This is a genomic window from Pseudomonas sp. NFACC42-2 (genome assembly GCF_900116055.1).
In the GTDB taxonomy this organism is placed as follows: domain Bacteria; phylum Pseudomonadota; class Gammaproteobacteria; order Pseudomonadales; family Pseudomonadaceae; genus Aquipseudomonas; species Aquipseudomonas marginalis.
This window is the reverse complement of sequence record NZ_FOZO01000012.1, coordinates 119,450-146,038: the sequence shown is the minus strand read 5'-3', so window position 1 is coordinate 146,038 and position 26,589 is coordinate 119,450. Positions and strand designations below refer to the sequence as shown.

The window sequence follows — 26,589 nt, the reverse complement described above, 5'->3', positions numbered from 1 at the left end:
CCCCGTCCCTGAGTGGATTTGGGGCGGGAGCCTGCCATGAGTCTGCATGAAACCTTCGGTCAGCCACTGCTGACCTTCCCCGACGCCGAAAAAAGCCCGCTGAGCATCCGCGCCAAGGCGCTGGTGTTTGTCGACCCGCGCTCGCGCAAGCTGCGCGAAGACCTTGAAAACCTGGCCCCGCGCGCCTTGCCTGTATTGATTCGGGGTGAGACCGGCAGCGGTAAAGAGTTGCTGGCGCGGCATATTCACCGGGGCAGCGACCGCTCCGGTTTGTTTGTCTCGGTCAATTGCGGCGCCATCAGCCCAACCTACGCCGACGCCGAACTGTTCGGCTACGCCGCCGGCGCCCACAGTGGCGCGGCCAGCAGCCGGGCCGGGTGGTTTGGCTCGGCGAATGGCGGCACTTTGTATCTGGATGAGATCGGCGACTTGCCGCTGCCGATCCAGGTGAAACTGCTGGCGGCCCTGGAAAACCATGAAGTCACCCGCGTGGGCGCCCACCAGCCGAGCCCGGTGGACGTGCGCCTGGTGGCCGCCACCAGCATCGACCTGGCCCAGGCCGTGGCCGCCGGCAAGTTTCATGAGCGGCTGTTCCATTACCTGAGCGAAGGCCAGCTGGATCTGCCGGCGTTGCGTGAGCGGGTGGGGGACATCCTGTCGTTGGCCGAATACTTCCTCGGCATCTACAGCCAGCGCCTGGACCTGCCGGTGCCGCTGATCAGCGATGCGGCCCAGCGCGTCCTCGAACACCACAGCTGGCCGGGTAATACCCGCGAGCTGGAGAACGTCATCCACTTCGCCTTGCTGGTGAGCAGCGGCGACGAAATTCTGCCCGAACACCTGAACCTGCCGGTGGCGGGGTCGCCCTTGGAGCAAGTGCAGCGCATCTTCGCCAATGCCAGCCCGGCTGAGCGGGAAACCTTGCGCAGCTTTTTACAGGAACAAGCCGCTACATGAGCAAAATGGAATATCAACGTGAATAAAAGATATTGTTCGGGAATAAAAAATCTAGGTATTGTCCATTCCACGCCGCGATAGCACTTCGCTGGCACACCACATAAAAAACGGTCGTCAGAGACGCCCCGGAATTTCGATAAGGACACTGCATGAAAAAGGTTCTGTTGTTTACCGCATTGGCGGCTGCCCTGACTGCGAGCTTCGCCCAGGCCAACGAGAAACTGGTGGTGGCCGCCACCCCGATCCCGCACGCCGAGATCCTTGAGCTGGTCAAGCCAACCCTCGCCAAAGAAGGTGTGGACCTGGAAATCAAAGTCTTCACCGACTACGTACAGCCAAACGTACAGGTTGCCGAGAAACGCCTGGACGCCAACTACTTCCAGACCCTGCCGTACCTGGAAAACTTCAACAAGGGCAAGGGCACCAACCTGGTCACCGTGGTTGGCGTGCACGTTGAACCCTTCGGCGGTTACTCGAAAAAGATCAAGAATATTTCCGAGCTCAAGGATGGCGCCACCGTGGCCATCCCGAACGAAGGTTCCAACAGCGGCCGCGCCCTGTTGCTGCTGCAGAAAGCCGGTGTGATCACCCTGAAAGACCCGACCAACGCCCTGGCCACGCCGAAAGACATTGCCAGCAACCCGAAGAACCTGAAGTTCAAGGAGCTGGAATCGGCCCTGCTGCCACGGGTCCTGGACCAGGTTGACCTGGACTTGATCAACACCAACTACGCCCTGGAAGCTGGCTTGAACCCAGCCAAGGACGCGCTGATCATCGAAGATGCCAAGTCGCCGTACGTGAACTTCCTGGTGGCGCGCCCGGACAACAAGGACAGCGACGCTATCCAGAAACTGTCCAAGGCCCTGACCAGCCCGGAAGTCAAAGCCTTCATCGAGAAGAAGTACAACGGTGCAGTCGTGCCCGCGTTCTGATGTAAGCCAAAACCCCCTTCAAGGTTTCAACGCCGACGGCTCACATAGCGTCGGCGTTTTTTATGTGTGGAATCTGGAATGCAATCAAAATGTGGGAGGGGGCTTGCCCCCGATAGCAGTGGTTCAGTCAATGCATCTGTGACTGACATACCGCTATCGGGGGCAAGCCCCCTCCCACATTTGATCTTCATCTCACAGTGGATTTTCAGCGTATCAGAGCGCGCGGCTATTGATCGCCCTGCGCAACGCCACCAACCATTTCACCAGCTCCTGCGGATCAATCGGTTTCGCTTTGTTCATTGTTCATTCCCTCGAAACACAGACCCCCCAACCATAGCCGTCACCTGGAAAACCCGCGAATCCGTCGGTTATCTTTTTGGGTGATATCAATATGCTTTTTCGGTATTTAAATTTTACTTTTTATACCTTTAAAGTTCGCGCTACCCGGCGTTACCCACGCCGGATCGGACGACGCTCGCCGCATTACCCCTGCGGCGTCATGGACTCACAATGACCTTCGATTTCGCTTTTATCCTCAGCACCCTGCCGGCGTTTTTGAATGCCGTGGGCGTTACGCTGCAAGTGGGCCTGATCGCCATTGCCACCTCGTTGCTGGTGGCGCTGATCAACGCCGCACTGCTGGTGTTTCGCACGCCGTACCTGTCGCGCCTGGTGGCGCTCTATGTGGAACTGGCGCGCAATACACCGCTGCTGATCCAGCTGTTCTTCGTGTACTTCGCCTTGCCGGCGCTGGGTTTGAATATCTCCGGGTTCTGGGCGGCGATCATCACCATGACGTTCCTCGGCGGTGCCTACCTCACCGAAGTGCTGCGCGCCGGTGTGGAAGCGGTGCCGCTGGCGCAGATCGAGTCGGGCAAGTCCATCGGCCTGTCGGACTGGCAGCTGCTGCGCCACGTGATCCTGCCCCAGGCCGGCATCCTCAGCCTGCCGGCGTTGTTCGCCAATTTCATCTTCCTGCTCAAGGAGACCACCGTGGTCTCTGCCGTGGCGGTGCCGGAGATTCTCTACACCACCAAGAGCTACATCGCCCTCTACTACAAGACCTACGAAATGCTCGCCGTGCTGACGCTGATTTGCGTGCTGCTGTTCTTGCCGTTGTCGCTGCTGCTCAGCCGCCTGGAAAGGAGGCTCCAGCATGGCCAGTTCGGGTCTTGAGTTGTTGTGGGTGTCGTTGCCGCAATTGGGCAAGGGCGCTGCGCAGACCCTGTCGATTTCGTTGTTGAGCATCGCCTTCAGTACGGTCGGCGGCGTGTTGTATGGCGTGCTGCGCACCTTGAACAACAGGCTGGTCAACGCGGTGCTGCGGGTTTACCTGGAGCTGTTCCGGGCGATTCCGGTGCTGGTGTGGTTGTATCTGCTGTTCTTTGGCCTGCCGATCTTCTTTGGCCTGAGCATCCCCAGTTTCTGGTGCGCGGTGCTGGTGCTGTCGCTGTGGGGCGCCAGCGAAGTGGGCGAAGTGGTACGCGGCGCGTTGCATTCGCTGCCCCGCGGCCAGCGCGAAGCCGGCCTGTCGATTGGCTTGTCCGACCCGCAGTTGTACGGCTACGTGTTGCTGCCCCAGGCCCTCAAGCGCATGACGCCGCCGACCATCAACGTCTACACGCGCATCATCAAGACCAGTTCCCTGGCGGTGCTGATCGGCGTGGTGGACGTGATCAAGGTCGGCCAGCAAATCATCGAGCGCACCTATGAGTCGGTGTTGATCTACGGCGCGCTGTTCCTGTTTTTCTTCTTTATCTGCTACCCGTTGTCGGCCGCCTCCAAGGTGCTGGAACGGCGCTGGGCCCAAGCATGAGCGCATTGATCGAGTTCCAGGGTTTCAACAAATTCTTCGGCGACCAGCAGGTGCTCAAGGGCATCGACTTGAGTGTGCAAAGCGGCGAAGTGGTGGTAATCCTCGGCCCCAGCGGTTGCGGCAAAAGCACCTTGCTGCGCTGCCTCAACGGCCTGGAAGTGGCCCATAGCGGCAGCCTGCGGTTTGCCGGCAAAGAGTTGTTGGATAAAACCACCGACTGGCGCCAGGTGCGCCAGGACGTGGGCATGGTGTTCCAGAGCTACCACCTGTTCCCGCACATGAGCGTGCTCGACAACATCCTGCTCGGCCCGCTGAAAGTGCAAAAACGCGAACCGCGCGAAGCCCGCGCGCAGGCCGAGCAACTGCTGGCGCGCGTCGGCCTGGCGGACAAGCGCGACGCCTTCCCGCGCCAGCTCTCCGGCGGCCAGCAGCAACGCATCGCCATCGTCCGCTCGCTGTGCATGAACCCTCAGGTCATGCTGTTCGATGAGGTCACCGCCGCCCTCGACCCGGAGATGGTCAAGGAAGTGCTGGAGGTGATCCAGGGCCTGGCCCGCGATGGCATGACCCTGCTGATCGTCACCCACGAAATGGCCTTCGCCCGCGCCGTTGCTGACCGCGTGGTGTTTATGGAGGCCGGTCGCATCCTCGAACACAACACCCCCGAAGAATTCTTTACGAACCCGCAAACCGCACGCGCGCAGCAGTTCCTGGAGAAGTTCTCCTTTGTCTCAACACTGCCCAAGAAAACCAAGGAACTGGAGCTGCTATGAAAAAGTTACTGCTGCCACTGTTGGCTGTCGCCTTACTGGCCGGCTGCGATAAAAAGGCCGAAGAGCCCACCAAGCCTGCGGCCGCTGCCGTGAGCTACCTCGACAAGATCAAGGCGCGGGACAAGCTGATCGTCGGCGTGTTTACCGACAAGCCACCGTTTGGCTTCGTCAACGAAGCGGGCCGCTATGTCGGCTTCGATACCGACATCGGCCGCCAATTCGCCAAGGACCTGTTGGGCGATGAGAACAAAGTCGAATTCGTCGCCGTCGAGCCGGCCAGCCGTATTCCGTTCCTGCAAAGCGACAAGGTCGACCTGATCCTCGCCAACATGACCGTGACGCCCGAGCGCAAGGAAGCAGTGGACTTCACCAACCCCAACCTGAAAGTCGCGGTGCAGGCCCTGGTGCCCCAGGACAGCGCGGTGAAAAGCCTGGATGACCTGGCCACCCGCACCACCATCGTCACCACCGGCACCACTGCTGATATCTGGCTGACCAAGAACCACCCGGACTGGAAACTGCTGAAGTTCGAGAAAAACTCCGAATCGCTGCAAGCGCTGTCGGCCGGGCGTGGCGATGCTTATGCGCAAGACAACCTGGTGCTGTTCAGCTGGGCCAAGCAGAACCCGGGCTACCGCGTGCTGGAACAGAAGCTCGGTGACGAAGCGCCGATTGCCCCGGCGGTGAAGAAGGGCAATATCGAACTGCGCGACTGGGTGAATGCCGAGTTGGCGAAGCTGGGTGAGGAGAAATTCCTGCTCAAGCTGTATGACCAATATGTGCGCAAGGAGCTGAGCGATGACACCAAGCCTGAAAGCGTGATCGTTGAAGGCGGGAAGTGGCAGGGCTGATTCCTAGCTGATCGTTCCCACTCCGTGGGAACGATCGTCAATGATCCAGGCCCCTGTTCAATGGGTGATGTGGAATTTTTCGGAGTCGCCCATCTCGCCATTTCCCTGGCCGATCCGGATCATGTAGTGGATTTGCCGCTGGCCACTGTTCTTCAGCAATGTATCCCTGGGAATGAATGCCTGAATCTCCCGCGGCGGCTTATTGTTGAACTCTTTGTCCACCACGACTTCGCCATCGATGTAAATCTGCAGGCGATCATTGCTTGTGCCTATGTCGGTAGGCTGAATGACGGCGGTTGCTCCCTCGGGGGGCACATCCTTCAAAGACAGTAACCAGTAGTCTGAGGGGGGAATCGGTGGTTTGGCCTCTTTGATTTGCAGGGGCGGAAGTTTTTTTGTCTTTTGGCTGCTCATTGGGTCTACCTCAGTACGGGTAAGTGAGGTGCTTGCACGGCAGCGCGTGGGAATGTCCGCGCAGCAAGACGGGAGCCAATATTTACGAGGGTTGGCGGCGGCCGTCTACTGTTAGAACTCACAGGTCTGGCCGGCCTGCGAAGCCTCGGGGTGCGGGAGCCCCATGCAGATAAGGAACCCTGAACTAAGCTCACAGTCGCATACACACTGGCACATCGCATCGCGCACAAGGAGTCTGCATGGGCGGTCGTATTTCCATCTGTATCGTCGGTCTGGGTTTAGTGGTGTTGCTGAGCGCGTGTGGCCAGGAAAAAGCTGAGCCCAAGGCCCATTCGCGGGTTTTTGTTCAAACCGTACAACCCGCCGATTTCGCCGCGGCCGTCACGCTGACCGGAGATATCCAGGCCCGCGTGCAAACCGATTTGTCCTTCCGCGTCGGCGGCAAGATCATCCAGCGCATGGTGGATGTAGGCGATCGCGTCAAAGCCAGACAGGTGCTGGCCAGGCTCGATCCCAAGGATTTGCAGACCAACGTCGATTCCGCCCAGGCCCAGGTCGTGGCCGAGCAGGCGCGGGTCAAGCAAACCGCCGCTGCGTTTGTGCGCCAGGAAAAGCTCCTGCCCAAGGGCTACACCAGCCGCAGCGAATACGATTCCGCCCAGGCCGCGCTGCGCAGCAGCCAAAGTGCCCTGGCCGCCGCGCAGGCGCAGTTGGCCAACGCCCGTGAACAACTTGGCTATACCGCGCTGATCGCGGATGCGCCGGGGGTGATCACCGCGCGCCAGGCCGAAGTCGGTCAGGTGGTGCAGGCCACCGTGCCGATTTTCAGCCTGGCCAGCGATGGCGAGCGCGATGCGGTGTTCAACGTCTATGAGTCACTGCTGGTTGAGCCGCCGCCCGATGCGCCGATCACCGTCAGCCTGCTGGATAACCCGAGCATCAAGGCCGTGGGTAAAGTGCGTGAAGTCACACCTGCCGTGGCCGCCAATACCGGCACGGTGCAAGTGAAGATCGCCCTGCAGTCGTTGCCCGAAGGCATGCGGCTTGGTTCGGTGGTCAGTGCCACCGCCAATGGCCCGGCCAAGGCGAGTATCGAGCTGCCCTGGTCGGCGTTGACCAAAGACCTCAGCGAGCCCGCCGTATGGCTGGTGGACGGCGAGGGCAAGGCGCAACTGCACAAGGTCACGGTGGCGCGTTACCTCACAGGCAAAGTGATTGTTGGCGACGGCCTCAAGGGCGGCGAAAAAGTCGTGGTGGCCGGTGGGCAATTGCTGCACCCCGGCATGCTGGTCGAGATCGCCCAGCCAGGAGCCCAGCCATGAAGCGCCTGACGGTTGTACTCGCCGCCAGCCTATTGCTGATGGCCTGCTCCAAGGAAGATCCGGCGCCCGAGCCCGTGCGCCCGGTGCTGTCCATGGAAGTGAAGTCCGAGGACCAGGAAACCCTCGGCCGTTTCGCCGGCACCATCCAGGCGCGCTACGAAAGCAACTTGGGCTTCCGGGTCCCCGGTCGCATCGCCCGACGTGCCGTGGATGTGGGTGCCGAAGTGGACAAGGGCGCCTTGCTCGCCGTGCTCGACCCGACCGATCAACAGAACCAATTGCGCGCCGCCCAAGGCGATTTGGCGCGGGTGCAGGCGCAGTTCATCAACGCCCAGGCCAATGCCCGTCGCCAGCAGGAGCTGTTCAACCGTGGCGTCGGTGCCCAGGCCCAACTGGACGTGGCCCAGACCGACCTGAAAACCACCGAGGCCTCCCTCGACCAGGCCCAGGCGTCGGTCAACCAGGCCAGGGACCAGCTCAACTACGCCGAGCTGCGCACCGACCACGCCGGCATCGTCACCGCCTGGAATGCCGAGGCCGGCCAGGTGGTCAGCGCCGGTCAGCAAGTGGTGACCCTGGCGCGCCCGGACATCAAGGAGGCGGTGATCGACCTGCCCGCCGGTCTTGCAGAGCGCCTGCCGGCGGACGTGGTGTTCCTCGTCGCCGGGCAACTCGACCCCAGCGTCCACACCACCGCCACCGTGCGCGAGATCGAACCCCAGGCCCAAAGCGCCACGCGCACCCGTCGCGCGCGCCTGACCCTGGCTGAAACGCCGCCCGCATTCCGCCTTGGCACGGCGATCAGCGTGACCTTGAGTTCGGCCATCGCCCCCCGCATCGAGTTGCCCCTGAGCGCCTTGCAGGAAGTCGACGGCAAGACCCGCATCTGGATCCTCGATACCCAAAGCCAGACCGTGCAACCGCGCGATATCACGGTGCTTAGCCGTGACGCTGACAGCGCCGTGCTCAACGGCGGCGTCAAACCCGGCGAGCGTATCGTCACCGCCGGGGTGAACAGCCTGAAGCCCGGGCAGAAAGTCAAAATCGACGAGGACAGCCCGCGATGAAAGGCAGCTTCAACTTATCCGACTGGGCCCTCAAGCATCAGTCCTTCGTCTGGTACCTGATGTTCGTCGCGCTGCTGATGGGCGTGTTCTCCTACATGAACCTGGGCCGCGAGGAAGACCCCTCGTTCACCATCAAGACCATGGTGATCCAGACCCGCTGGCCGGGCGCGACCCAGGAAGAAACCCTCAGGCAGGTCACCGACCGCATCGAGAAAAAGCTCGAGGAACTCGACGCCCTCGACTATGTGAAAAGCTATACGCGACCGGGTGAATCCACGGTGTTCGTGTTCCTCAAGGACACCACCAGCGCCAAGGCGATTCCGGAGATCTGGTACCAGGTCCGCAAGAAGATCGACGACATTCGCGGCACCTTCCCCCAGGGCTTGCAGGGGCCGTCGTTCAACGACGAATTCGGCGATGTGTTCGGCTCGGTGTATGCCTTTACCGGCGACGGCCTGTCGATGCGCCAGTTGCGCGACTACGTGGAGCAGGTGCGCGCCGAGATCCGTTCGGTGCCGGGGCTGGGCAAGGTCGAGATGATCGGCCAGCAGGACGAAGTGATTTACCTGAACTTCTCCACGCGCAAACTGGCGGCCCTGGGCATCGATCAGCGCCAGGTGGTGCAAAGCCTGCAATCGCAGAACGCGGTGACCCCCGCCGGGGTGATCGAGGCCGGGCCGGAGCGGATCTCGGTGCGTACCTCGGGGCAGTTCGCCTCGGAGAAAGACCTGGCCAACGTCAACCTGCGCCTCAATGACCGCTTCTATCGCCTGGCGGATATCGCCGAGATCAGCCGTGGCTACGTCGACCCGGCGCGGCCGATGTTCCGCTTCAACGGCAAGCCGGCGATTGGCCTGGCCATCGCCATGCAGAAGGGCGGCAATATCCAATCGTTCGGCAAGGCCCTGCACACGCGCATGGACGAACTGACCGCCGACCTGCCGGTGGGCGTCGGTGTGCATAAGGTCTCCGACCAGGCCGAAGTGGTGGAAGAGGCCGTCGGCGGTTTTACCAGCGCACTGTTCGAAGCGGTGATCATCGTGCTGGTGGTGAGCTTTATCAGCCTCGGCATGCGCGCCGGGCTGGTGGTAGCGTGCTCGATTCCACTGGTGCTGGCGCTGGTATTCGTGTTCATGGAATACAGCGGTATCACCATGCAGCGTGTGTCGCTGGGTGCGTTGATCATCGCCCTCGGCCTGTTGGTGGACGATGCGATGATCACCGTGGAGATGATGATCACGCGCCTGGAAAAAGGCGAAACCAAGGAGCAGGCGGCGACCTACGCCTACACCTCCACGGCATTTCCGATGCTCACCGGTACCTTGGTGACCGTCGCGGGTTTCGTGCCGATTGGCCTCAACGCCAGTTCGGCAGGCGAGTACACCTTTACCCTGTTCGCGGTGATTGCCGTGGCGATGCTGGTGTCGTGGGTGGTGGCGGTGCTGTTTGCGCCGGTGATCGGCGTGCATATCCTCAGCGCCAAGGTCAAACCTCACAGCGCCGAGCCGGGGCGCATCGGCCGCGCGTTCAATGGCGGCATGCTCTGGGCCATGCGCAACCGCTGGTGGGCGATCGGCATCACCGTGGGCCTGTTCGTGGCGTCGGTGTTCTCCATGCAGTTTGTGCAGAACCAGTTCTTCCCGTCGTCGGACCGCCCGGAAATCCTCGTCGACCTCAACCTGCCGCAAAACGCCTCGATCAACGAGACGCGCAAGGCCGTCGACCGCCTCGAAGCGATCATCAAGGACGACCCGGACATTACGCGCTGGAGCACTTATATTGGCCAGGGTGCGATCCGGTTCTACCTGCCCCTCGATCAGCAACTGGAAAACCCCTACTACGCGCAATTGGTGATCGTCAGCAAAGGCCTGGAAGAGCGCGGCGCCCTGATTGCGCGCCTGCAAAAGCGCCTGCGCGACGACTTCGTGGGGATCGGCAGTTTCGTGCAGCCGCTGGAAATGGGCCCGCCGGTGGGGCGGCCGATCCAGTACCGCGTATCCGGAAAAGACACCGACCAGGTGCGTAAACACGCCATCGAACTGGCGACCCTGCTGGATAAAAACACCCACCTGGGCGAGATCATCTACGACTGGAACGAGCCGGGCAAAGTGCTGCGCATCGACATTGCCCAGGACAAGGCGCGCCAGCTCGGGCTGTCCTCCGAAGACGTGGCGCAACTGATGAACAGCGTGGTCAGCGGCGCCTCGGTGACCCAGGTGCACGACGATATCTACCTGATCAGCGTGGTCGGCCGTGCCGAGGACGCCGAACGCGGTACGCCGGAAACCTTGCAGAACCTGCAGATCGTCACGCCCAACGGCACCTCGATCCCGCTGCTGGCCTTCGCCACTGTGCGCTATGAGCTGGAGCAGCCGCTGGTGTGGCGTCGCGACCGCAAGCCGACCATCACCATCAAGGCCTCGGTGCGCGATGAGATGCAGCCGACCGACCTGGTCAAGCAGCTCAAGCCGGAGATCGACAGATTCAGCGCCGGCCTGCCGGTGGGCTACAAGGTCGCCACCGGCGGCACCGTGGAAGAAAGCGGCAAGGCCCAAGGCCCGATTGCCAGCGTGGTGCCGTTGATGCTGTTCCTGATGGCGACGTTCCTGATGATCCAGCTGCACAGCGTGCAGAAGATGTTCCTGGTGGCCAGTGTCGCGCCGCTGGGGCTGATCGGCGTGGTGCTGGCGCTGATCCCCACGGGCACGCCCATGGGCTTTGTGGCGATCCTCGGCATCCTGGCGCTGATCGGCATCATCATCCGCAACTCGGTGATCCTGGTGACGCAGATCCACGAATATGAAGTGGCCGGCTACACGCCGTGGGACGCGGTAGTGGAAGCCACCGAGCATCGGCGCCGGCCGATCCTGCTCACGGCGGCGGCGGCGAGCCTGGGCATGATCCCGATTGCCCGGGAAGTGTTCTGGGGGCCGATGGCCTACGCGATGATCGGCGGGATCATCATCGCCACCTTACTGACGTTGTTGTTCCTGCCGGCGCTGTATGTGGCCTGGTACAAGATCCGCGAACCAAAGCAGGAACAACAGGACCAACACGGTTAAAAATGTGGGAGGGGGCAAGTCGAATCGTCGCACCGCCCTCCCACAATTTGATCTCAGCTGGGCATTTGATCCGTGGGAAACTTCCGAAAGCGACACTTGTTGCCCTGGCCAACCGTTGAGCGCTTTACCCTTCGACCTCCACCTCTCAACGGTCGCCTGCCATGAACCGTCTGCGTCTTACCTTGCTGATCTGCTGCTTCCTGTCGCCCCTGGCCTTTGCCGGCACCGTATTGGAAAACCCGTTGTGGCGAGTCGAACTCGACCCGGCCACCCTCGCCATCCGTGTGACACCCAGTGGTCAGCCGCAGGTGCAGGCCTCCAACGGCGTAGCGGCGCGTGCCGTCAGTCAACTCGCACAAAACGCGCAACAGGTCAGTTGGCAATGGGACGACGGTGCCTATCGCGTGACTGCCAGCCTTGAGCAGCGCGACCTGCTGCTGTCGATCACGGCGCGGGAAGCCGGTGAGCTGCCGATTCTTCTGCAACCGCCGAGCGCCATGGGCCGAGGGTTGATATGGCCGTTGGCCGAGGGGCATTACGTGCCGGCCGGCAATGCCATGTGGAACGCTTTCCTGGTGGCGCAGGGTGACATCAACACCACCCAGGACCTCAGCCTGCCGCTGTGGGGCGTCGATCACGGCGCCTTTACCCTCAACTGGCTGCTGACCAATCCCTATAACAACCGCCTGCGCTGGCGGGGCCAGGCGTTGTCGCTGGCCCATGAGTTCACCTCGCTCGGGCCTGCCGCCCCCATGACACTGCTGTTGCACCTGGGCGAAAGCGATCCGCTGGCCGGGGCCAAGCGCTATCGCCAATGGTTGGTCGCGCAGGGTCGCTATGAGCCCCTGGCAGACAAGCTGCGGCAAACCCCTGGGGCTGAAAAGCTGCTGGGCGCCAGCCATGTCTACCTGTGGGGCAATGACCTGCTGGCGCCGGAGGATGTGCGTGATTGGCCGCTGTTGCTCCAGCGCTTGCGCGCTCATGAACTCAAAGGCCTGTTGGACAAGGAGTCCGCAGCGGTGCTGGCGCAGCCCCGCGCCTTGAATCGCTACGAGCAAAGCGTGCTGTTACGCGGCCTCAATGCCGCGATCAACAGGAAGGCCCGGCAGAGTTGGCAGGTGGACGAGCCCGATATGACCCGTCTTGCCGCCCGCTACGGCGAGTTGCGTCGCGAATTGGCCGTGGACTTTGCCGGTGCCCTGCGCGATAGCCCCGGCACCTGGGGCAGCCAGGTGGTACAGACGCTGCGCGACGCCGGGCTGCCACGCTTGATGCTGACCCTGGGCGAAGGCTGGGAAGGCGGCCTCTGGCACCCCGAGACCATCCGCGCCGGTGTCGACGCCGGCTACCTGATGGCGCCCTACGATTCCTACCAAACCGCGTTGTCCGCCACCGAAAACCCCGACTGGACCACCGCCCACCTGGGCAGCCAGGCTTACCGCGACTGCGCCATCGTGTTGAAGGACGGCACGCTCAAGACCGGCTTCCAGCAGTCCGGCCACTACACCGACCCGCGCTGCGTGCGGCCTCTGCTGGAGGCGCGGGTGAAAGCCGTGCAGGCCAAGGCCGGCTTCAACGCCTGGTTTCTCGATGCGTACGCCACCAGCATGCTGTTCGACAGCTACCGCACCAACGCACCGATGACCCAGGCGCAAAACGCCGAAGGCAATATCGATGCAGCCCGTTGGCTGAACACCACACTGCAATTGCCGACCGGCTCCGAAGACGGCAGCGCCATCACCGCCCAGGGCATCCTGTTCGCCCATGGCATGCAAACCCCGGTGCTGGGCTGGGGGGATCGCGACATGACCCAGGACAAACAGTCGCCCTACTACGTGGGCAACTGGTACCCGCCGGAGCAACCGGCGGTGTTCTTCAAATCGGTGCCGCTGAACGAGCCGTTTCGCACCCTCTACTTCGACCCGACGCTGCGCCTGCCGCTGTATCAGGCGGTGTTCCATGGCTCGGTGATCACCACCCATCACTGGCTGTTCGACAGCCTCAAGCTGAGCAATGTACGGGCTGAAAATGAGCTGACCCAACTGCTCTACAACGTGCCGCCGCTGTATCACCTGAGTGCTGCGACGCTCAAGGCGCGGCTGTCGCTGATCCAGCGCCAGGATCGATTTTTCCGACCGCTGCATGAGCGCCTGGCCACCCAGGCGATGACCGGGTTTCGCTGGCTGACGGCGGATCGGCAGGTGCAGGAAACCACGTTTGCCGATGGCACGCGGTTGGTGGCGAATTTTTCCACGGGGGCGAGAGAGGGGTTTGCGGCGAGGAGTGTGACAGCGGTGGTGGATGGGACATCGGTGGTGTATCAGGTGCAGTAGGGGTGTGTATCAGTCCGTCATCGGGGGCAAGCCCCCTCCCACAGGGGCATGCATTCCAAATGTGGGCTGACTCAAGCCTTGCGCCAAACGCTGGCCAACCAGGGCTGCTGCGGTCGAGGCAACCCGGCGGGTCGGTAGTAATGCTCCAGTTCCACGAAGCCGGCGGCGGTGAGCAGTGCCTGCCACGCCTCGAGGTCGTGATAGGAACCATAGCGCGGCCCGTTCCAGCCTTCCTGGTTCTCACCCCGTGGATTGGAACTGAACAGCACACCGCCGGGCTTCAACGCCCCATGCAGTTGCTTGAGCACACGGGGCAGTTCCTGCTTGGGGATATGAAACAGCACCGCATTGGCAAAGATCCCGTCAAAGCGTTCGGCGGGTAAATCCAACTTGAGGAAGTCCTGCTGCAACACCTCACAGCCGCTGTCTTCGCGCGCCATCTGCGCAAACCGCTCGGAGCCATCCAGGCCGACGGCGATATGCCCCAGGCGCGTAAAGGTCTGCAAGTCCCGCCCCGGCCCGCAGCCGAAATCCAGCACGGTAAAGGGCGCCGAGCCCTGGATATGCCGCAGCAGCGCGTCGATGTTCTGGCTCACATCGTGATCGCGGGTGCCTTCACGGAAATCCTCGGCCACCTTGTTGTAGTGGCCGAGGGTGGTGGACGTGATCTGGTCGAGGTCGTCGGGCTTGAGGGGCATGGTGATGAATACCGGGCGCTGAGATGGCCCGACTATACCTCACCTCTTGTTCAGTACTCGCGCCAGGCGATCGCCGCCGAGTTGAATCACCGCCACCAGGATCACCAGCAGCACAATCACTGTGAGCATGATCTGCGTATCGAAACGCTGGTAGCCGTAGCGATAGGCAATGTCGCCCAAGCCACCGGCCCCGATCGCCCCGGCCATGGCCGACGAGTTGATCATGGTCACCAGGGTGATGGTGAACCCGCCGACAATCCCCGGCAGCGCCTCGGGCAACAGCACATGCCAGATGATGTGCCAGCGCCGGCAACCCATGGCCTGGGCGGCTTCGATCAGGCCGTGGTCGACCTCGCGCAGACTCACTTCGGCGATCCGCGCGAAGAACGGCGTGGCGGCGATGGTCAGCGGGACGACCGCCGCCCACACCCCATAGGTGGTGCCGACGATCAGCCGCGTGAACGGGATCAACGCCACCATCAGGATCAAAAACGGAATCGAGCGGAACAGATTGACGAACGCCCCCAGCACCCGGTTCAGCGTCGGCGCCTGGTAGATGCCGCCCTTGTCGCTGGTCACCAGAAACACCGCCAGCGGAATCCCCACCAGCAAGGCGATCAACGACGACACGCCGACCATCAACAAAGTGTCGATGGCACCCTGCACTAAACGATCAAACCACATAGCCCAGCACCTCCACCTGTTGTGCCCAGTTCGCGGCGCGGTTGCGCAGTTCTTCAGTGCCGTGGGGTGAGCCATTCACCGCCAGCAGCAGTTGCCCCAAGGCATGCCCCTGGATCCGTTCGACACCGCCCTGCAGCAGACGCACCCGCCCGCCGAGGGCGCTGAACAGCGCAGCCAGGTCCGGTTCATCGCTGGCGCTGCCGGTGAACTGCAAGCGCAGCACCAGCGCGGCGTCCGGCGATTCAGGCTGGGGGTGCAAACGGCTTTGCAGTTCTTCCGGCAGCCCATGTTGCAGCGGCGCCAGCAGGGTCTGGCTGACCTCGTGCTGTGGGTTGCCAAACACTTGCCACACCGGACCTTGCTCGACGATGCGCCCGTGTTCCAGCACCACCACGCGGTCGCAGATGTCGCGGATCACCGCCATCTCATGGGTGATCAAGACGATGGTCAGGCCCAGGCGCCGGTTGATCTCGCGCAGCAGGCCGAGAATCGATTGGGTGGTCTCCGGGTCGAGGGCCGAGGTGGCTTCGTCGCACAGCAGGATCTGCGGGTCGTGCACCAGCGAGCGGGCAATGCCCACGCGCTGTTTCTGCCCACCGGACAGTTGCGCTGGGTAGGCCTTGTGCTTGTCCTGCAAGCCGACCAATTCCAGCAGCTCGCGCACTTTTTGCTCACGCTGGGGCTTGGGCACGCCGGCGACTTTCAGCGGCAATTCGACGTTCTGCCACACGGTCTTGGCCGACATCAGGTTGAAGTGCTGGAAGATCATGCCGATACGCCGGCGCAGCGCCACCAGGTGGTCTTCGTCGAAGTCGCCGATATCCACCTGATCGATCAGCACGCGCCCGCTGCTGGGTTGTTCCAGGCGGTTGATGGTGCGGATCAGCGAGGATTTGCCGGCGCCGCTGCGGCCGATAATGCCGAACACTTCACCGCGCTGGATCGCCAGGTCGATGCCTTGCAAGGCATGCACGCCGCCGTCGTAGGTCTTGCCCAGGTTGATAAAGCGCACGTGCGCGCGGTTCAGGTCCGGATGCAGTTCTGTCTGTTCGGCGTCCCTGGGCGGTGAGCCCAGGTCGCGCAGTCGAGCGTGGGCGGCGGTCATTTTTTATCTTCCCAACCGACTTGGTAGAGCTTGCCGAGGGATTTATCCAGGGCGGCACGCACCACCGGCGAGTGCTGGTAGATGTCGACGAACTTGATCACGCGCGGGTCGGTTTTGCTTTTTGGCTGGATCACGAACTGGATCACGTATTCCGGGTGGTCGAGGCCGTCGAACAGCAGCGCCGACTCGGCATCGAAGGTCTTGGACAGGCGGATGTAGGCCGGGTAGCCCTGCACCAGGTCCGCGTCGTCATAGGCGCGCACCAGTTGCACGGCCTCGACTTGCAGGATCTTGATCTTCTTCGGGTTGCTGACGATGTCTTCTTCGGTGGCCTTGTAGCCCACGCCCGGCTTGAGGGTGATCAAGCCGGCCTTGGCCAGCAGTTGCAGGCCGCGACCGCTGTTGATCGGGTCGTTGGCAATCGCCACGCTGGCGCCCTGGGGCAGGTCGTTGATGCTTTTGTACTTTTTCGAATACAGCCCGACGTTGTTGATGATGCCCGGCGCGTACGGCACCAGGTCAAAACCGGCGGCGGCCTTGGCGTTTTCCAGGAACGGGATGTGCTGGAAGTAGTTCACGTCAATATCGCCGGCGGCCAGGCTGACGTTGGGCGCGATCCAGTCGGTGAATTCCACCAGCTCGACTTTCAAGCCTTGCTTGCCGGCTTCGGCAACGGCGGCTTCCAGGGGAATCGCGAAGGCGGCGGTGGTGCCGATTTTCAACGGTGCATCGGCAGCGAACACCGCCGAGCTGAACAACCCGAAGGCCAGGGCCAGTGCTTTGACTGGGTTATTGAGGAATGTCTTTTTCATAGTGGATTTCCAGTCATAAGGTATTAGGGCAAACAATGCAGATTTCTGTTCAGTGGCGGTAGGTCGAGCCGGTGTGTTGTTCAGGTAGGCGAGCACTGCCGTGGAAGACCTTTTCCCGCAGCGTGCCGCTCTCATATTCAGTCTTGTACGACCCCCGCTTCTGCAACTCCGGCACTACCAGGTCGATAAAGTCCACATAGCTTTCCGGGGTGACAATGCGCGTCAGGTTGAAACCATCCAGCCCGGTTTCGCTGATCCAGGATTCCAGCTCGTCAGCGACCTGTTCGGGGGAGCCGACCAGGGTGATATAGCGCCCGCCGAGGGCGTGCTGTTCGAGCAATTTGCGCCGGGTCCAGTCGTTGTTTTGCAGGTTTTTGGTGGCCGACTGGATCGCGTTGCTCTTCACGTACTGGATCGGTTCGTCCAGTTCGTATTGGGCAAAATCAATCGCGGTGGACGCCGAAAAGTGCGCGACGCCGGCCTCTGCGCTGGCATAGCTCAGGTACTCGGCATGCTTGGCCCAGGCCAGTTCTTCGGTGGCGCCGACGATCACGTTCAGCCCCATGAACACCTTGATGTCATCCGGGTTGCGCCCGGCCTCGACCGCGCTGGCGCGCACCTTGTCCACCTGCACCTTGGTCGCGGCCTTGTTCTGGCCGCTGATGAATACGCACTCGGCATGGCGCCCGGCGAACAACAGGCCACGGTCCGAACTGCCGGCCTGGAACAGCACCGGCGTACGCTGCGGCGACGGCTCGCACAGGTGATAACCCTCCACCTGGTAGAACTCGCCATGGTGCTCGACCTTGTGCACCTTGCCCGGCTGCGCATAGACCCGCGCCTGCGGATCGTTGAGCACCGCGTCGTCTTCCCAGCTGCCTTCCCAGAGTTTGTAGAGCACCTCCAGGTATTCATCGGCCTGGTCGTAGCGCCGGTCATGCTCGACCTGTTCGGTGAGGCCCATGGCCTTGGCGGCGCTGTCGAGGTAGCCGGTGACGATGTTCCAGCCGACCCTGCCACGGCTCAGGTGGTCGAGCGTGGACATGCGCCGGGCGAACAGATACGGCGGCTCATAGGTGAGGTTGGCGGTGAGGCCAAAGCCGAGGTTCCGCGTCACGGCGGCCATCGCCGAAACCAGCAGCAGCGGGTCATTGACCGGCAGCTGGATCGACTCCTTGAGCGGCACATCGATGGAGTTCTGGTACACGTCATACACGCCGACGATATCGGCGATGAACAAACCGTCGAACAGCCCGCGCTCCAGGGTTTGCGCGAGGTCGGTCCAGTACTCGATGCTTTTGTACTGGGTGGACGTGTCCCGTGGATGGGTCCACATACCGTGGTTGATATGCCCGATGCAGTTCATGTTGAAGGCATTGAGCAGGATCTTTTTCTTTGCCATCAAATGGTCCCCCGCAGTGGCGGGTTTTCAGCGTTGAGGTAGTAATTGCCTACCGCGTGGTACTTCCAGCGCACCGGGTCGTGCAGGGTGTGCACGCGGGCGTTGCGCCAGTGGCGGTCGAGGCCGTGCTCGGCGAGGGTGGCCTGGCTGCCGGCCAGCTCGAACAGGGTGCTGCCGGCGGCCAGGGAAATCTCGGTGCTCAAGGCGCGGACTTCAGCGACGGCGATGGACGCTGCCGCCACGGTCTCGGCATTGCTGTCGGCCTGGGCGCGGTCGAGGTAAACACCGGCACGTTCCAGCAAGGCTTCAGCGGCGTGCAGGCGAATGCTCAGGTGGCCGAAGCTCTTCAGGGTCAGCGGGTCTTCGGTGGCCTTGTCGTTGCCGGAGTCGATCCACGGGCGGGTCTTGGTGCGCACAAAGTGCAGCGCATCTTCAAAGGCGGCGCGGGCGATGCCGGTGTCGATGGCGGCGTGAAGAATCTGCGCCAGCGGGCCGACCGTGGTCGGGCGCTCGAAAGCGCTCTGGAACGGGATCACGTCTTGCGCCGCAACCCACACGTTATCGAACACCACCGAGCCGCTGCCGGTGGTGCGCTGGCCGAAGCCGCTCCAGTCGTCGATGACCGTCAGGCCTTCGCTGTCACGGGGGACAAAGGCCAGTTGCTGGATGCCGTGTTCATCCACCACCGAGGTAGGAATGCGCTGGGCGTAGATCGCGCCGGTGGCGTAGAACTTGCGGCCGGTGATGCGGAAGCCGTCGCCGTCGCGGGTGATCTTGGTGACGCGATCATGGGCGGTCCTGGTGCCCAGTTCCGCCAGGGCGTTGCCGAAACGCCGGCCGGCGAGTACTTCGGCGTACAGGCGTTGTTGCTGTTCAGGGCTGCCATTCACGCGCAGCACTTCGAGGGCGTAGAAATGGTTTTGCGGAATCTGGCCCAGGGAGGCATCCGCCTGGGCGATCAGGGCAATGACCTTGGCCAGGGTGACGTTGGACACCCCGGCGCCGCCAAATGCCTTGGGCACACTAATGCCCCACAGGCCGGAGCGCGAGAACACGTCCAGCTCGGGCAGCGGCAGGCGGCGTTCGCGGTCGCGCTGGGCGCTGTCGCGGCACAAGTCTTCGGCCAGGTCGCTGGCGACAACAAGGGCCTGTTCGTCGCTGGTGATAACCGCGACACGGTGAGAAAAGGTCATGAGTTTCTCCAGAGGTCTGGTCGGTTAAATCCAGGAATGGCGAGCCGGCAACGTGCCGTTCAAGCGATAGGCGCCGACGGCGTGATACTTCCAGCGCACCGGGTCGTGCAGGGTGTGCACCCGGGCGTTGCGCCAGTGACGGTCGAGGTTGAATTCGGCGAGGGTGGCGCGGCTGCCGGCCAGTTCGAAGAGCTTTTCGCTGACCAGCAACGACACTTCAGTGGTGAGCACCTTCGCTTCGGCCACGGCAATCGACGCACGCGCGGCGGACTGTGCGGTGATCGGAGCGGCGCTGACCTGGTCCAGCACTTGCCCGGCCTTGCGCAACAGCGCTTCGGCGGCGTGCAGTTCGATCTTCAGCTTGCCGATATCGGCGATCACGTAGAGGTCATCGCTGGCGCGCTCGACCTTGGCGTCGATCCACGGGCGCGAACGCTCACGGACGAAGGCGATGGTGTCATCCAGCGCGCCACGGGCGATGCCGGCGTCGATGGCGGCCTGGATCAGTTGCGAAACGGCGCCCTGGATAGTCGGGCTTTCGCCGATGCGCCAGTTTTCCACGACCAACTCGGCATCCACGGGGACACGATCAAGCAAGACGGTGCCGCTGGCGGTGGTGCGTTGGCCGAAGCCCGACCAGTCATCCACGATGCGCAGCCCTGCGGTGCCACGGCGTACAAACGCCATGACCTGCCTGCCGTCGTCGTTCAGCGCCTTCACCGCCACCCAGTGGGCAAACAGTGCGCCGGTGGAGTAGAACTTCTGGCCGCTGATCACGTAACCATCGCCCTGGGCGGTGATGCGCGCCTTGAGCTCCAGGGTGTTTTTGGTGCCGCGTTCAGGTCCGCCATTGCCGATGCGCCAGCCGTCGAGGACGCTCTGGAACAGGTGCTCTTTCTGGCGCTCGGTGGCGGCGCCCTGCAACACCTGCAGGATGCCGAAATGGTTCTGCGGGATCTGCCCGAGGGCAGGGTCTGCCGCGCTGATGATCGCGAACACCTCGGCCAGGGTGGTGAACGACACCTGTGGGCCGCCGTATTCGCGGGGGATGGAAATACTGCCCAGCCCACTGCGGGTGAATTGTTCGATCTGCGCCCACGGCAGCTTGCGTTGCTGGTCACGCTGGGCGGCGTGCAGGCGCGCGGCCTGGGCCAGTTCGTGGGCAGCCTTCAGCGCCTCTGCATCGTTGCGCAGCACGGTGGCCGGCAACAGCAGGGGAGCAACGTCCAGATCACTCTGGGGGGGTGTTAGAGCCAAGTTAGACATCAGCGCCGCTCCTTGGCTGCACGTAATGCCCTGGCGTTATGCACCGGGGTAATTCTGACCATACCGACCTCGCATTCAATGAAATAAAAACAGAAAAATCAGAGATGTCCGGTGGTCCGGTGTATATACCCTAAGCGTGTTAAATATTTAAATAAACTAACTTTTGGGAATATGCATAGAAGGTCTGTCACCCCGGTTCACAGGGTGAGCCGAGGGGCCGTGGTTGGTAGACCCACGCGGTCCCGGCCGGCTGGCTCGGCGCGCAGGCGGCAATGCGCAGCGTACGCGTGGGCGCCCAGCGCGAATTGTTGCCGACACGATCGAGAATGCAGTACGTCACCTCCAGGCGGCTGTCGTCACCGGCCTCGACAATCACCGTCGAAGGCACCCACACCTGCACGACCACCCCGACGGCTTTGGCCTGGATCCTGGGCAGGTCCATGCGTACGTCTCCCCAGCGCAGGGTGATGGCATCGCCCGTGGCCATGTTCAGGTAAGGCGCGATGGTCAGCGGAATACCCCGTCGCACCTGGCGACCGTTGACGCCGTAGCGACGGATGGTCTCGGGCAAACCGACGGGGGCGAGGTTGTGGTTTTCGTCGCTGTACAGGGGGGAGGGCTGGCCGCCGGGGTATCGGGTCTTTACGCACACACCTTTCACGGCCGAGCGGGCAGGTGCACGACCGACTTGCATGACCTGGTAATGCACCTGGGCCAGGCCGTCCAGCACAAAACTTTCCGGCACCCGCAGATGGGTCGGCGAGCCGACCTTGCACGCGCTCACCCTGCGTGAGGCGGCAAAGCAGTTGTTCCAGAACAGTTCGATCAGGTCGCCCTCATCCATGCCGGGGTAAGGCGCGATGTCCACCTGCAGTTGACTGGCCGCCAGTGCGTTGATGCCGTGCCGGTTAGCCTGGGGCAAGGTGGGGGCCGTGAGCAGGGCCGGGGTTGCAGTGCGCGTCATAAGTAATCTCCTTGATGCAGCCAGCAGCAATCGTTCCAGCCTCGCGGCGCGGGTGCGCAGGTGGGCTGAAAGGAACGATTCAGTGAGTAGCCGGGATAGGATCCAATCCTCTGGACGCTAGATAAGAGGGTTGGCCAAGGAGCGTCAATGGCGGCAAAAGGCTAAACGGCGGGTTGGAGCAGATTCAGAAGGGTCTGACTGGGCGGGGGATTTTTGGATCGGGGAGACGGCGGGTTTACGCGTGGATGGCGAGGATTTCCTGTAGGAGCCGATTGTGTGGTGAGGGAGCAAGCTCCCTCGCCACATCAGTGGGCGAGGAACTTGCTCAGGAACTGCCGGGTGCGTTCTTCCTTGGGGTTGGCGAACAACGCCTTGGCTTCGCCTTGCTCCACGATCACGCCCTTGTCGAAGAAGATCACCCGGTTGGCCACATCGCGGGCAAAGCTCATTTCGTGGGTGACGATGACCATGGTGCGGTTTTCTTCGGCGAGGCTGCGGATGGTCGCCAGCACTTCGCCCACCAGCTCCGGGTCCAGCGCCGAGGTGGGTTCGTCGAACAGGATCACTTCCGGTTCCATGGCCAGCGCGCGGGCAATTGCCACGCGCTGTTGCTGGCCGCCGGACAGGCGCCGTGGGTAGGCGTCTTCCTTGCCCGCCAGGCCAACCCTGGCCAGCAGCTTGCGCCCAAGGGCAACAGCGGCTTCACGGGGCATCTTCTTGACCACGGTCGGCCCTTCGATGACGTTTTCCAGCGCTGTGCGGTGGGGGAACAGGTTGAAGTTCTGGAACACAAAACCCACGTGCTGGCGCAGGCGCCGCACCAGGCCTTGTTGCTGGTTGAGCGGTTTGCTGCCGTCGATCTGGATGTCGCCCACCTTGATCCGGCCGCTGGTGGGTTCTTCGAGGAAATTCAGGCAGCGCAGGAAGGTGGTCTTGCCGGAACCGCTGGGGCCGATGATGGCGACGACTTCGCCTTCCTTGACCTCCAGGTCGATGCCGTTGAGTACCACCTGACCGTTGAATTGTTTGGTCAGTTTTTCAACCACGATCATGCTTCAAGACTCCAGGTCATGCCGGTTGACCCGGTCTTCCAGGCGGTTTTGGAAATGCGCCAGGATGCTGGCCAGCACCCAGTAGATCAGGGCGGCGGATAGATACATGGTGAAAATTTCGAAGGTGCGCGCAGACACCAGTTGAGCCTGGCGGAATAGTTCTGGCACCTGGATGGTGGCGGCCAGCGCGGTGTCCTTGACCAGCGAAATAAAGCTGTTGCCCAACGGTGGCAGGGCGGTGCGCATTGCCTGTGGCAGGATGGCCCGGCGCAGGGTCTGTGCACGGGTCATGCCGATACTGGCAGCGGCTTCCCATTGGCCACGCTCGATGGAGGCGATGGCGGCCCGCAGGATTTCACAGGCGTAGGCGGCCATGTTCAGTGAAAAGCCGATCATGGCGGCCGGGATCGGATCCAGCTCGATGCCCACTTGCGGCAAGCCGTAGTAGATCAGAAACAGCTGTACCAGCAAGGGCGTGCCGCGAAAGAACGACACGTAGACGCGGGCTGTCCAGCTCAGCAGTTTGAAGCGCGACAACCGCATCAAGGCCAGGCCGAAGCCCAGCAGCAAGCCGAAAAACATCCCGCCAAGGCTGAGAATCACCGTGTAATACGCGCCCTTGAGCAGAAAGGGCGCGGAGTCTAGCGCGAGTTGGAAACCTGCTTCCATTATTGAGTGACGTCAGCGTTGAAGTACTTCTCGGACAGCTTCTTCAAGGTGCCGTCGGCGCGCAGCTTGTCGAGGGCCTTGTTCACCGCTTCAAGCAGCTCGGGCTCGCCTTTGCGCAGGGCGATACCGGCTTCCTGGCGGGAGAAGGCGTCGCCGGCAGCGGCGGTGTCCGGGGCTTTCTTGGCGTATTCCAGGGCGGCCAGGCGGTCGATCAGGATGGCGTCGATACGGCCGATGCGCAGGTCCTGGAACTTGGTCGGGTCATCGTTATAGGTCTTGATAATGGCTTTGGGTTGGTTGTCCTTGAGCCATTGTTCGTAGTTGGTGCCCAGGCCTACCCCGACTTTCTTGCCGGCCAGGTCGTCGGCGGTCTTGATGGTGTCGACGTTCTTTTTCAGCACCAGCGCCTGGATACCGGACACGGTGTAGGGCGTGGAAAAGTCGTATTTCTTCTTGCGCTCTTCGGAGATGGTGACTTGGTTGACCACCGCATCCAGGCGCTTGGATTCCAGGGCGGCGAGGATGCCGTCCCATGGCGTGGCTTGCAGCTTGACCTTCACGCCCAGCTCTTTGGCCAGGGCCTCGGACAGCTCGACTTCGAAGCCGCTGAGCTTGCCACTTTCATCGACGAAGCTGAACGGCGGGTAGGTGCCTTCCAGGCCGATTTTGATCTCGCCGGCCTTTTTGATGTTGCCCAGTTGCTCGCCGGCAACCGCCTGGCCCAGCCAACCGGCACCGAGCGCCAGACCCAAAGTGCCAACGAGCAACGTGCGACGCAATACAGAAATAGTCATGAAGAGCCCCTGTGTTTTTTATGTTGAGCGAAGCAGGTGACGCGGTAGTCGTATCCTGCCTTAAAGCGCGTAGCGCGTCTTCGCCTACGGCGCGATGATAAAGCCGGGTTTTAAGACTTGAAAATAATATAAATCTTATTTGATATTCTATTTAGGAATATTTGGCGAGTCTAATATGGGAGGGGCAGGCCCCCTCCCACATTTAGCCCGCATTTATTCAGTTGAAAACCGAGTCATAGGCAAACAACGCCGGTGCCCCACCGGTATGCAGGAAAATAATCGGGCCATCTTCGAAGCGCTGGCGGCCGATACCGTCCAGCAAGCCGGCCATGGCCTTGCCAGTGTAGACCGGGTCCAGCAGCAGGCCTTCCTGGCTCGCCAATAGCTTGACCGCCGAAAGGGTGCCGGCGTTCGGTTCACCATAACGGGGGCCGAAATATTCGTCCCACAGGATCACCTTGAACGCGTCGGGGATGTCCACGCCGAGCAACTCGGCCGTGCGCTCGGCCAGGCCCTGGACTTTCGGGAACTGCGCTTCTTCCGTGCGCGATACGGTGATGCCGATCACGGGCAGTTGCGGCAGCACTTCACTCAAGGCCAGGGCCAGACCACTGTGGGTACCGGCGCTGCCGGAGGCCAGCACCACGGCGGCGAATTCGATACCGCTGTCTTCGATCTGTGCGGCCAGCTCCAGGCCGGCGCGTACGTAGCCGAGGGCGCCGAGGGCATTGGAGCCGCCGATGGGAACCAGGTATGGCTTCTTGCCGTTGCTGCGCAGGCGATCGGCAAGGGCGTTGAGTTGGTCGTCGACGTTGTCGAGGTTTTCCACCAACTCTACCTTGGCGTCGAACAACTCCAGCAGCAGGCGGTTGCCGTTGCCCAGGTAGTTGGGGTCTTCGGTGCCGGTGGGGTTTTCCAGCAGGGCGACGCAGCCGAGGCCGAGCCTGGCGGCGAGGGCGGCGGTCTGGCGTACGTGGTTGGACTGGATCGCGCCGGCGGTCACCAGGGTATCGGCGCCCTGGGCGATGGCATCGGCTGCCAGGTATTCGAGTTTGCGCAGCTTGTTGCCGCCCATGGCCAGTGGCGTGGTGTCGTCGCGCTTGACGTAGATGTCGCGTCCCAACCAGGTCGACAGCCGTTCGAGTTTTTCCAGGGCGGTGGCGCCGCCGAGCAGTTCCAGGCGGTTAAAACGGTCGAGCTGTTGCTTGATCATGGCTACGCACGGTGGCTAAGGGATGGAGCGACTATAGGCAGGCACTTTTCATCGGGCAACCGTCAATCGCTTATGCCTGATGGTTCTTAGCATCGCACCATTGGTTCTTAAGGGCGGCCAGGGTGGATACCGTAAAGTGATGGCCATTACGTCAGGAGTGAATACCGTGAGTGAGCGTTCCAGCCATTGGCAATTACAGACCATCGTCAGCCAACTGCGCAGCGCCCGTGACCAGTGGCGAACACGCAATGGCCGCTTGAGCGGCGAGCATGGCGGTCGCGAATTGCCGTCCCGTGAAGCCGTTGCCCAGATTCTCGAAGCCCTGTGTGGTGCGCTGTTTCCGATGCGCCTGGGGCCGGCGGACTTGCGTGAAGAAAGTGAAGATTTCTACGTCGGCCATACCCTCGACGTTGCGCTGAATGCCTTGCTGGCCCAGGCGCGCCTGGAGTTGCGCTATGCCGCGCGCCAGGGCGGCGAGGATGACAGCCAGATCGACGCCCATGCCATCCGGCTGATCCAGGATTTCGCCCTGGCCTTGCCGTCCTTGCGCAGCCTGTTGGACACCGACGTGCTCGCCGCCTACCACGGCGACCCGGCCGCGCGCAGCGTGGATGAAGTGCTGCTGTGCTACCCGGGGATCCTCGCGGTGATTCACCATCGCCTGGCCCACCACCTGTACCGCGCCGGCTTGCCGCTGCTGGCACGGATCAGCGCGGAAATCGCCCACTCGGCCACCGGCATCGATATCCACCCCGGCGCGCAGATTGGCCCGAGTTTCTTCATCGACCACGGCACGGGCGTGGTGATCGGCGAAACCGCGATCATCGGCGAGCGGGTGCGCATTTATCAGGCCGTCACCTTGGGGGCCAAGCGCTTCCCGGCGGATGAAGATGGGCAGTTGCAGAAGGGCCATGCGCGCCACCCGATTGTCGAGGACGACGTGGTGATCTATGCCGGGGCGACGATCCTCGGGCGCATCACCATCGGCAAGGGTTCGACCATTGGCGGCAATGTGTGGCTGACCCGCAGTGTGCCGGCGGGGGCGAATATTACGCAGGCGAATCTGCAGCATGATGATGGGGCGCAAAAATAGCGCCGGTCTTAAAAATCACACAAAACCCTGTGGGAGGGGGCTTGCCCCCGATAGCGGAGTGTCAGTCAAAAATGAATTGGCTGAACCACCGCCATCGGGGGCAAGCCCCCTCCCACA

General features: G+C 62.3%; 24 protein-coding genes. 11 read left to right on the top strand and 13 right to left on the bottom strand.

Annotation, left to right across the window (positions count from 1 at the left end; all coding sequences use genetic code 11):
* Positions 1–36: 36 nt before the first annotated feature.
* The 6 genes from BM416_RS20865 (at position 37) to BM416_RS20840 (ending at position 5,329) form a co-directional block, all read left to right on the top strand.
* A complete protein-coding gene (locus BM416_RS20865) occupies positions 37–957 on the top strand; it encodes a sigma 54-interacting transcriptional regulator (RefSeq protein ID WP_139237767.1) in 921 nt (306 codons plus the stop codon).
* Between the two features lie 149 nt (positions 958–1,106).
* Entirely contained in the window at positions 1,107–1,889 is a 783-nt protein-coding gene (locus BM416_RS20860; protein ID WP_027607851.1) for a MetQ/NlpA family ABC transporter substrate-binding protein, read from the top strand.
* 510 nt (positions 1,890–2,399) lie between these two features.
* Positions 2,400–3,065, top strand: coding sequence for an amino acid ABC transporter permease (locus tag BM416_RS20855; protein ID WP_065941074.1), 666 nt, complete (start codon positions 2,400–2,402; stop codon positions 3,063–3,065).
* On the top strand, positions 3,046–3,705 hold the full coding sequence (locus BM416_RS20850; RefSeq protein WP_027607849.1) for an amino acid ABC transporter permease: 660 nt from the start codon (positions 3,046–3,048) through the stop codon (positions 3,703–3,705). The genes BM416_RS20855 and BM416_RS20850 overlap by 20 nt, the downstream gene beginning before the upstream one ends.
* Entirely contained in the window at positions 3,702–4,478 is a 777-nt protein-coding gene (locus BM416_RS20845) for an amino acid ABC transporter ATP-binding protein (protein ID WP_092489313.1), read from the top strand. The genes BM416_RS20850 and BM416_RS20845 overlap by 4 nt, the downstream gene beginning before the upstream one ends.
* Positions 4,475–5,329, top strand: a complete 855-nt coding sequence (locus BM416_RS20840) for a transporter substrate-binding domain-containing protein (protein ID WP_092489312.1) — start codon at positions 4,475–4,477, stop codon at positions 5,327–5,329. Before BM416_RS20845 ends, BM416_RS20840 begins: the two co-directional genes overlap by 4 nt.
* A gap of 57 nt (positions 5,330–5,386) precedes the next feature.
* On the opposite strand, the gene BM416_RS20835 is transcribed toward BM416_RS20840, so the two are convergent.
* The gene (locus tag BM416_RS20835) at positions 5,387–5,743 is read right to left on the bottom strand and encodes a hypothetical protein (RefSeq protein WP_092489311.1); all 357 of its coding nucleotides are present in this window, start codon (positions 5,741–5,743) and stop codon (positions 5,387–5,389) included.
* Between the two features lie 239 nt (positions 5,744–5,982).
* On the opposite strand from BM416_RS20835, the gene BM416_RS20830 reads away from it, so the two are divergent.
* The 4 genes from BM416_RS20830 (at position 5,983) to BM416_RS20815 (ending at position 13,527) form a co-directional block, all read left to right on the top strand.
* On the top strand, positions 5,983–7,065 hold the full coding sequence (locus BM416_RS20830; protein WP_065948527.1) for an efflux RND transporter periplasmic adaptor subunit: 1,083 nt from the start codon (positions 5,983–5,985) through the stop codon (positions 7,063–7,065).
* Entirely contained in the window at positions 7,062–8,132 is a 1,071-nt protein-coding gene (locus tag BM416_RS20825) for an efflux RND transporter periplasmic adaptor subunit (protein ID WP_092489310.1), read from the top strand. The genes BM416_RS20830 and BM416_RS20825 overlap by 4 nt, the downstream gene beginning before the upstream one ends.
* Positions 8,129–11,194, top strand: a complete 3,066-nt coding sequence (locus tag BM416_RS20820) for an efflux RND transporter permease subunit (RefSeq protein WP_092489309.1) — start codon at positions 8,129–8,131, stop codon at positions 11,192–11,194. Before BM416_RS20825 ends, BM416_RS20820 begins: the two co-directional genes overlap by 4 nt.
* A gap of 161 nt (positions 11,195–11,355) precedes the next feature.
* A complete protein-coding gene (locus tag BM416_RS20815) occupies positions 11,356–13,527 on the top strand; it encodes a glycoside hydrolase (RefSeq protein WP_092489308.1) in 2,172 nt (723 codons plus the stop codon).
* Between the two features lie 71 nt (positions 13,528–13,598).
* Here BM416_RS20815 and BM416_RS20810 read toward each other — a convergent pair whose 3' ends face one another.
* From BM416_RS20810 to BM416_RS20755, 12 genes are all read right to left on the bottom strand, one after another.
* Positions 13,599–14,225, bottom strand: a complete 627-nt coding sequence (locus BM416_RS20810; RefSeq protein ID WP_065941080.1) for a class I SAM-dependent methyltransferase — start codon at positions 14,223–14,225, stop codon at positions 13,599–13,601.
* A gap of 39 nt (positions 14,226–14,264) precedes the next feature.
* Complete coding sequence (locus BM416_RS20805) at positions 14,265–14,909, bottom strand: methionine ABC transporter permease (protein ID WP_027607841.1); 645 nt, start codon at positions 14,907–14,909, stop codon at positions 14,265–14,267.
* Positions 14,899–16,014, bottom strand: a complete 1,116-nt coding sequence (locus tag BM416_RS20800) for a methionine ABC transporter ATP-binding protein (RefSeq protein ID WP_092489307.1) — start codon at positions 16,012–16,014, stop codon at positions 14,899–14,901. The genes BM416_RS20805 and BM416_RS20800 overlap by 11 nt, the downstream gene beginning before the upstream one ends.
* Complete coding sequence (locus BM416_RS20795; RefSeq protein ID WP_092489306.1) at positions 16,011–16,826, bottom strand: MetQ/NlpA family ABC transporter substrate-binding protein; 816 nt, start codon at positions 16,824–16,826, stop codon at positions 16,011–16,013. The genes BM416_RS20800 and BM416_RS20795 overlap by 4 nt, the downstream gene beginning before the upstream one ends.
* 49 nt (positions 16,827–16,875) lie before the next feature.
* Positions 16,876–18,228, bottom strand: coding sequence for an LLM class flavin-dependent oxidoreductase (locus BM416_RS20790; RefSeq protein ID WP_092489305.1), 1,353 nt, complete (start codon positions 18,226–18,228; stop codon positions 16,876–16,878).
* The gene (locus BM416_RS20785) at positions 18,228–19,421 is read right to left on the bottom strand and encodes an SfnB family sulfur acquisition oxidoreductase (protein WP_092489304.1); all 1,194 of its coding nucleotides are present in this window, start codon (positions 19,419–19,421) and stop codon (positions 18,228–18,230) included. Before BM416_RS20785 ends, BM416_RS20790 begins: the two co-directional genes overlap by 1 nt.
* 24 nt (positions 19,422–19,445) lie before the next feature.
* Complete coding sequence (locus tag BM416_RS20780) at positions 19,446–20,687, bottom strand: SfnB family sulfur acquisition oxidoreductase (protein WP_092489303.1); 1,242 nt, start codon at positions 20,685–20,687, stop codon at positions 19,446–19,448.
* A 187-nt stretch (positions 20,688–20,874) separates the two neighbouring features.
* Entirely contained in the window at positions 20,875–21,651 is a 777-nt protein-coding gene (locus BM416_RS20775) for a hypothetical protein (RefSeq protein ID WP_092489302.1), read from the bottom strand.
* 305 nt (positions 21,652–21,956) lie between these two features.
* Entirely contained in the window at positions 21,957–22,703 is a 747-nt protein-coding gene (gene tcyN / locus BM416_RS20770; protein WP_027607834.1) for an L-cystine ABC transporter ATP-binding protein TcyN, read from the bottom strand.
* Positions 22,704–22,706: 3 nt separating this feature from the next.
* Positions 22,707–23,372 (bottom strand): cystine ABC transporter permease, encoded by a 666-nt coding sequence (gene tcyL, locus BM416_RS20765; RefSeq protein WP_032884921.1) that lies wholly within the window; start codon positions 23,370–23,372, stop codon positions 22,707–22,709.
* Positions 23,372–24,166: a cystine ABC transporter substrate-binding protein gene (gene tcyJ, locus BM416_RS20760; RefSeq protein WP_027607832.1), complete on the bottom strand. Its 795-nt coding sequence runs from the start codon at positions 24,164–24,166 to the stop codon at positions 23,372–23,374. Before tcyJ ends, tcyL begins: the two co-directional genes overlap by 1 nt.
* 217 nt (positions 24,167–24,383) lie before the next feature.
* A complete protein-coding gene (locus BM416_RS20755; protein WP_065948523.1) occupies positions 24,384–25,379 on the bottom strand; it encodes a D-cysteine desulfhydrase in 996 nt (331 codons plus the stop codon).
* A 166-nt stretch (positions 25,380–25,545) separates the two neighbouring features.
* On the opposite strand from BM416_RS20755, the gene epsC reads away from it, so the two are divergent.
* Positions 25,546–26,472, top strand: coding sequence for a serine O-acetyltransferase EpsC (gene epsC / locus BM416_RS20750; protein WP_092489301.1), 927 nt, complete (start codon positions 25,546–25,548; stop codon positions 26,470–26,472).
* Positions 26,473–26,589 lie beyond the last annotated feature (117 nt).

Excerpts from the sequence above, each read along its gene's own strand:
- BM416_RS20865 (WP_139237767.1), top strand. The coding sequence starts at position 37 with ATGAGTCTGCATGAAACCTTCGGTCAGCCACTGCTGACCTTCCCCGAC.
- BM416_RS20860 (WP_027607851.1), top strand. The coding sequence starts at position 1,107 with ATGAAAAAGGTTCTGTTGTTTACCGCATTGGCGGCTGCCCTGACTGCG.
- BM416_RS20855 (WP_065941074.1), top strand. The coding sequence starts at position 2,400 with ATGACCTTCGATTTCGCTTTTATCCTCAGCACCCTGCCGGCGTTTTTG.
- BM416_RS20850 (WP_027607849.1), top strand. The coding sequence starts at position 3,046 with ATGGCCAGTTCGGGTCTTGAGTTGTTGTGGGTGTCGTTGCCGCAATTG.
- BM416_RS20845 (WP_092489313.1), top strand. The coding sequence starts at position 3,702 with ATGAGCGCATTGATCGAGTTCCAGGGTTTCAACAAATTCTTCGGCGAC.
- BM416_RS20840 (WP_092489312.1), top strand. The coding sequence starts at position 4,475 with ATGAAAAAGTTACTGCTGCCACTGTTGGCTGTCGCCTTACTGGCCGGC.
- BM416_RS20835 (WP_092489311.1), bottom strand. The coding sequence starts at position 5,743 with ATGAGCAGCCAAAAGACAAAAAAACTTCCGCCCCTGCAAATCAAAGAG.
- BM416_RS20830 (WP_065948527.1), top strand. The coding sequence starts at position 5,983 with ATGGGCGGTCGTATTTCCATCTGTATCGTCGGTCTGGGTTTAGTGGTG.
- BM416_RS20825 (WP_092489310.1), top strand. The coding sequence starts at position 7,062 with ATGAAGCGCCTGACGGTTGTACTCGCCGCCAGCCTATTGCTGATGGCC.
- BM416_RS20820 (WP_092489309.1), top strand. The coding sequence starts at position 8,129 with ATGAAAGGCAGCTTCAACTTATCCGACTGGGCCCTCAAGCATCAGTCC.
- BM416_RS20815 (WP_092489308.1), top strand. The coding sequence starts at position 11,356 with ATGAACCGTCTGCGTCTTACCTTGCTGATCTGCTGCTTCCTGTCGCCC.
- BM416_RS20810 (WP_065941080.1), bottom strand. The coding sequence starts at position 14,225 with ATGCCCCTCAAGCCCGACGACCTCGACCAGATCACGTCCACCACCCTC.
- BM416_RS20805 (WP_027607841.1), bottom strand. The coding sequence starts at position 14,909 with ATGTGGTTTGATCGTTTAGTGCAGGGTGCCATCGACACTTTGTTGATG.
- BM416_RS20800 (WP_092489307.1), bottom strand. The coding sequence starts at position 16,014 with ATGACCGCCGCCCACGCTCGACTGCGCGACCTGGGCTCACCGCCCAGG.
- BM416_RS20795 (WP_092489306.1), bottom strand. The coding sequence starts at position 16,826 with ATGAAAAAGACATTCCTCAATAACCCAGTCAAAGCACTGGCCCTGGCC.
- BM416_RS20790 (WP_092489305.1), bottom strand. The coding sequence starts at position 18,228 with ATGGCAAAGAAAAAGATCCTGCTCAATGCCTTCAACATGAACTGCATC.
- BM416_RS20785 (WP_092489304.1), bottom strand. The coding sequence starts at position 19,421 with ATGACCTTTTCTCACCGTGTCGCGGTTATCACCAGCGACGAACAGGCC.
- BM416_RS20780 (WP_092489303.1), bottom strand. The coding sequence starts at position 20,687 with ATGTCTAACTTGGCTCTAACACCCCCCCAGAGTGATCTGGACGTTGCT.
- BM416_RS20775 (WP_092489302.1), bottom strand. The coding sequence starts at position 21,651 with ATGACGCGCACTGCAACCCCGGCCCTGCTCACGGCCCCCACCTTGCCC.
- tcyN (WP_027607834.1), bottom strand. The coding sequence starts at position 22,703 with ATGATCGTGGTTGAAAAACTGACCAAACAATTCAACGGTCAGGTGGTA.
- tcyL (WP_032884921.1), bottom strand. The coding sequence starts at position 23,372 with ATGGAAGCAGGTTTCCAACTCGCGCTAGACTCCGCGCCCTTTCTGCTC.
- tcyJ (WP_027607832.1), bottom strand. The coding sequence starts at position 24,166 with ATGACTATTTCTGTATTGCGTCGCACGTTGCTCGTTGGCACTTTGGGT.
- BM416_RS20755 (WP_065948523.1), bottom strand. The coding sequence starts at position 25,379 with ATGATCAAGCAACAGCTCGACCGTTTTAACCGCCTGGAACTGCTCGGC.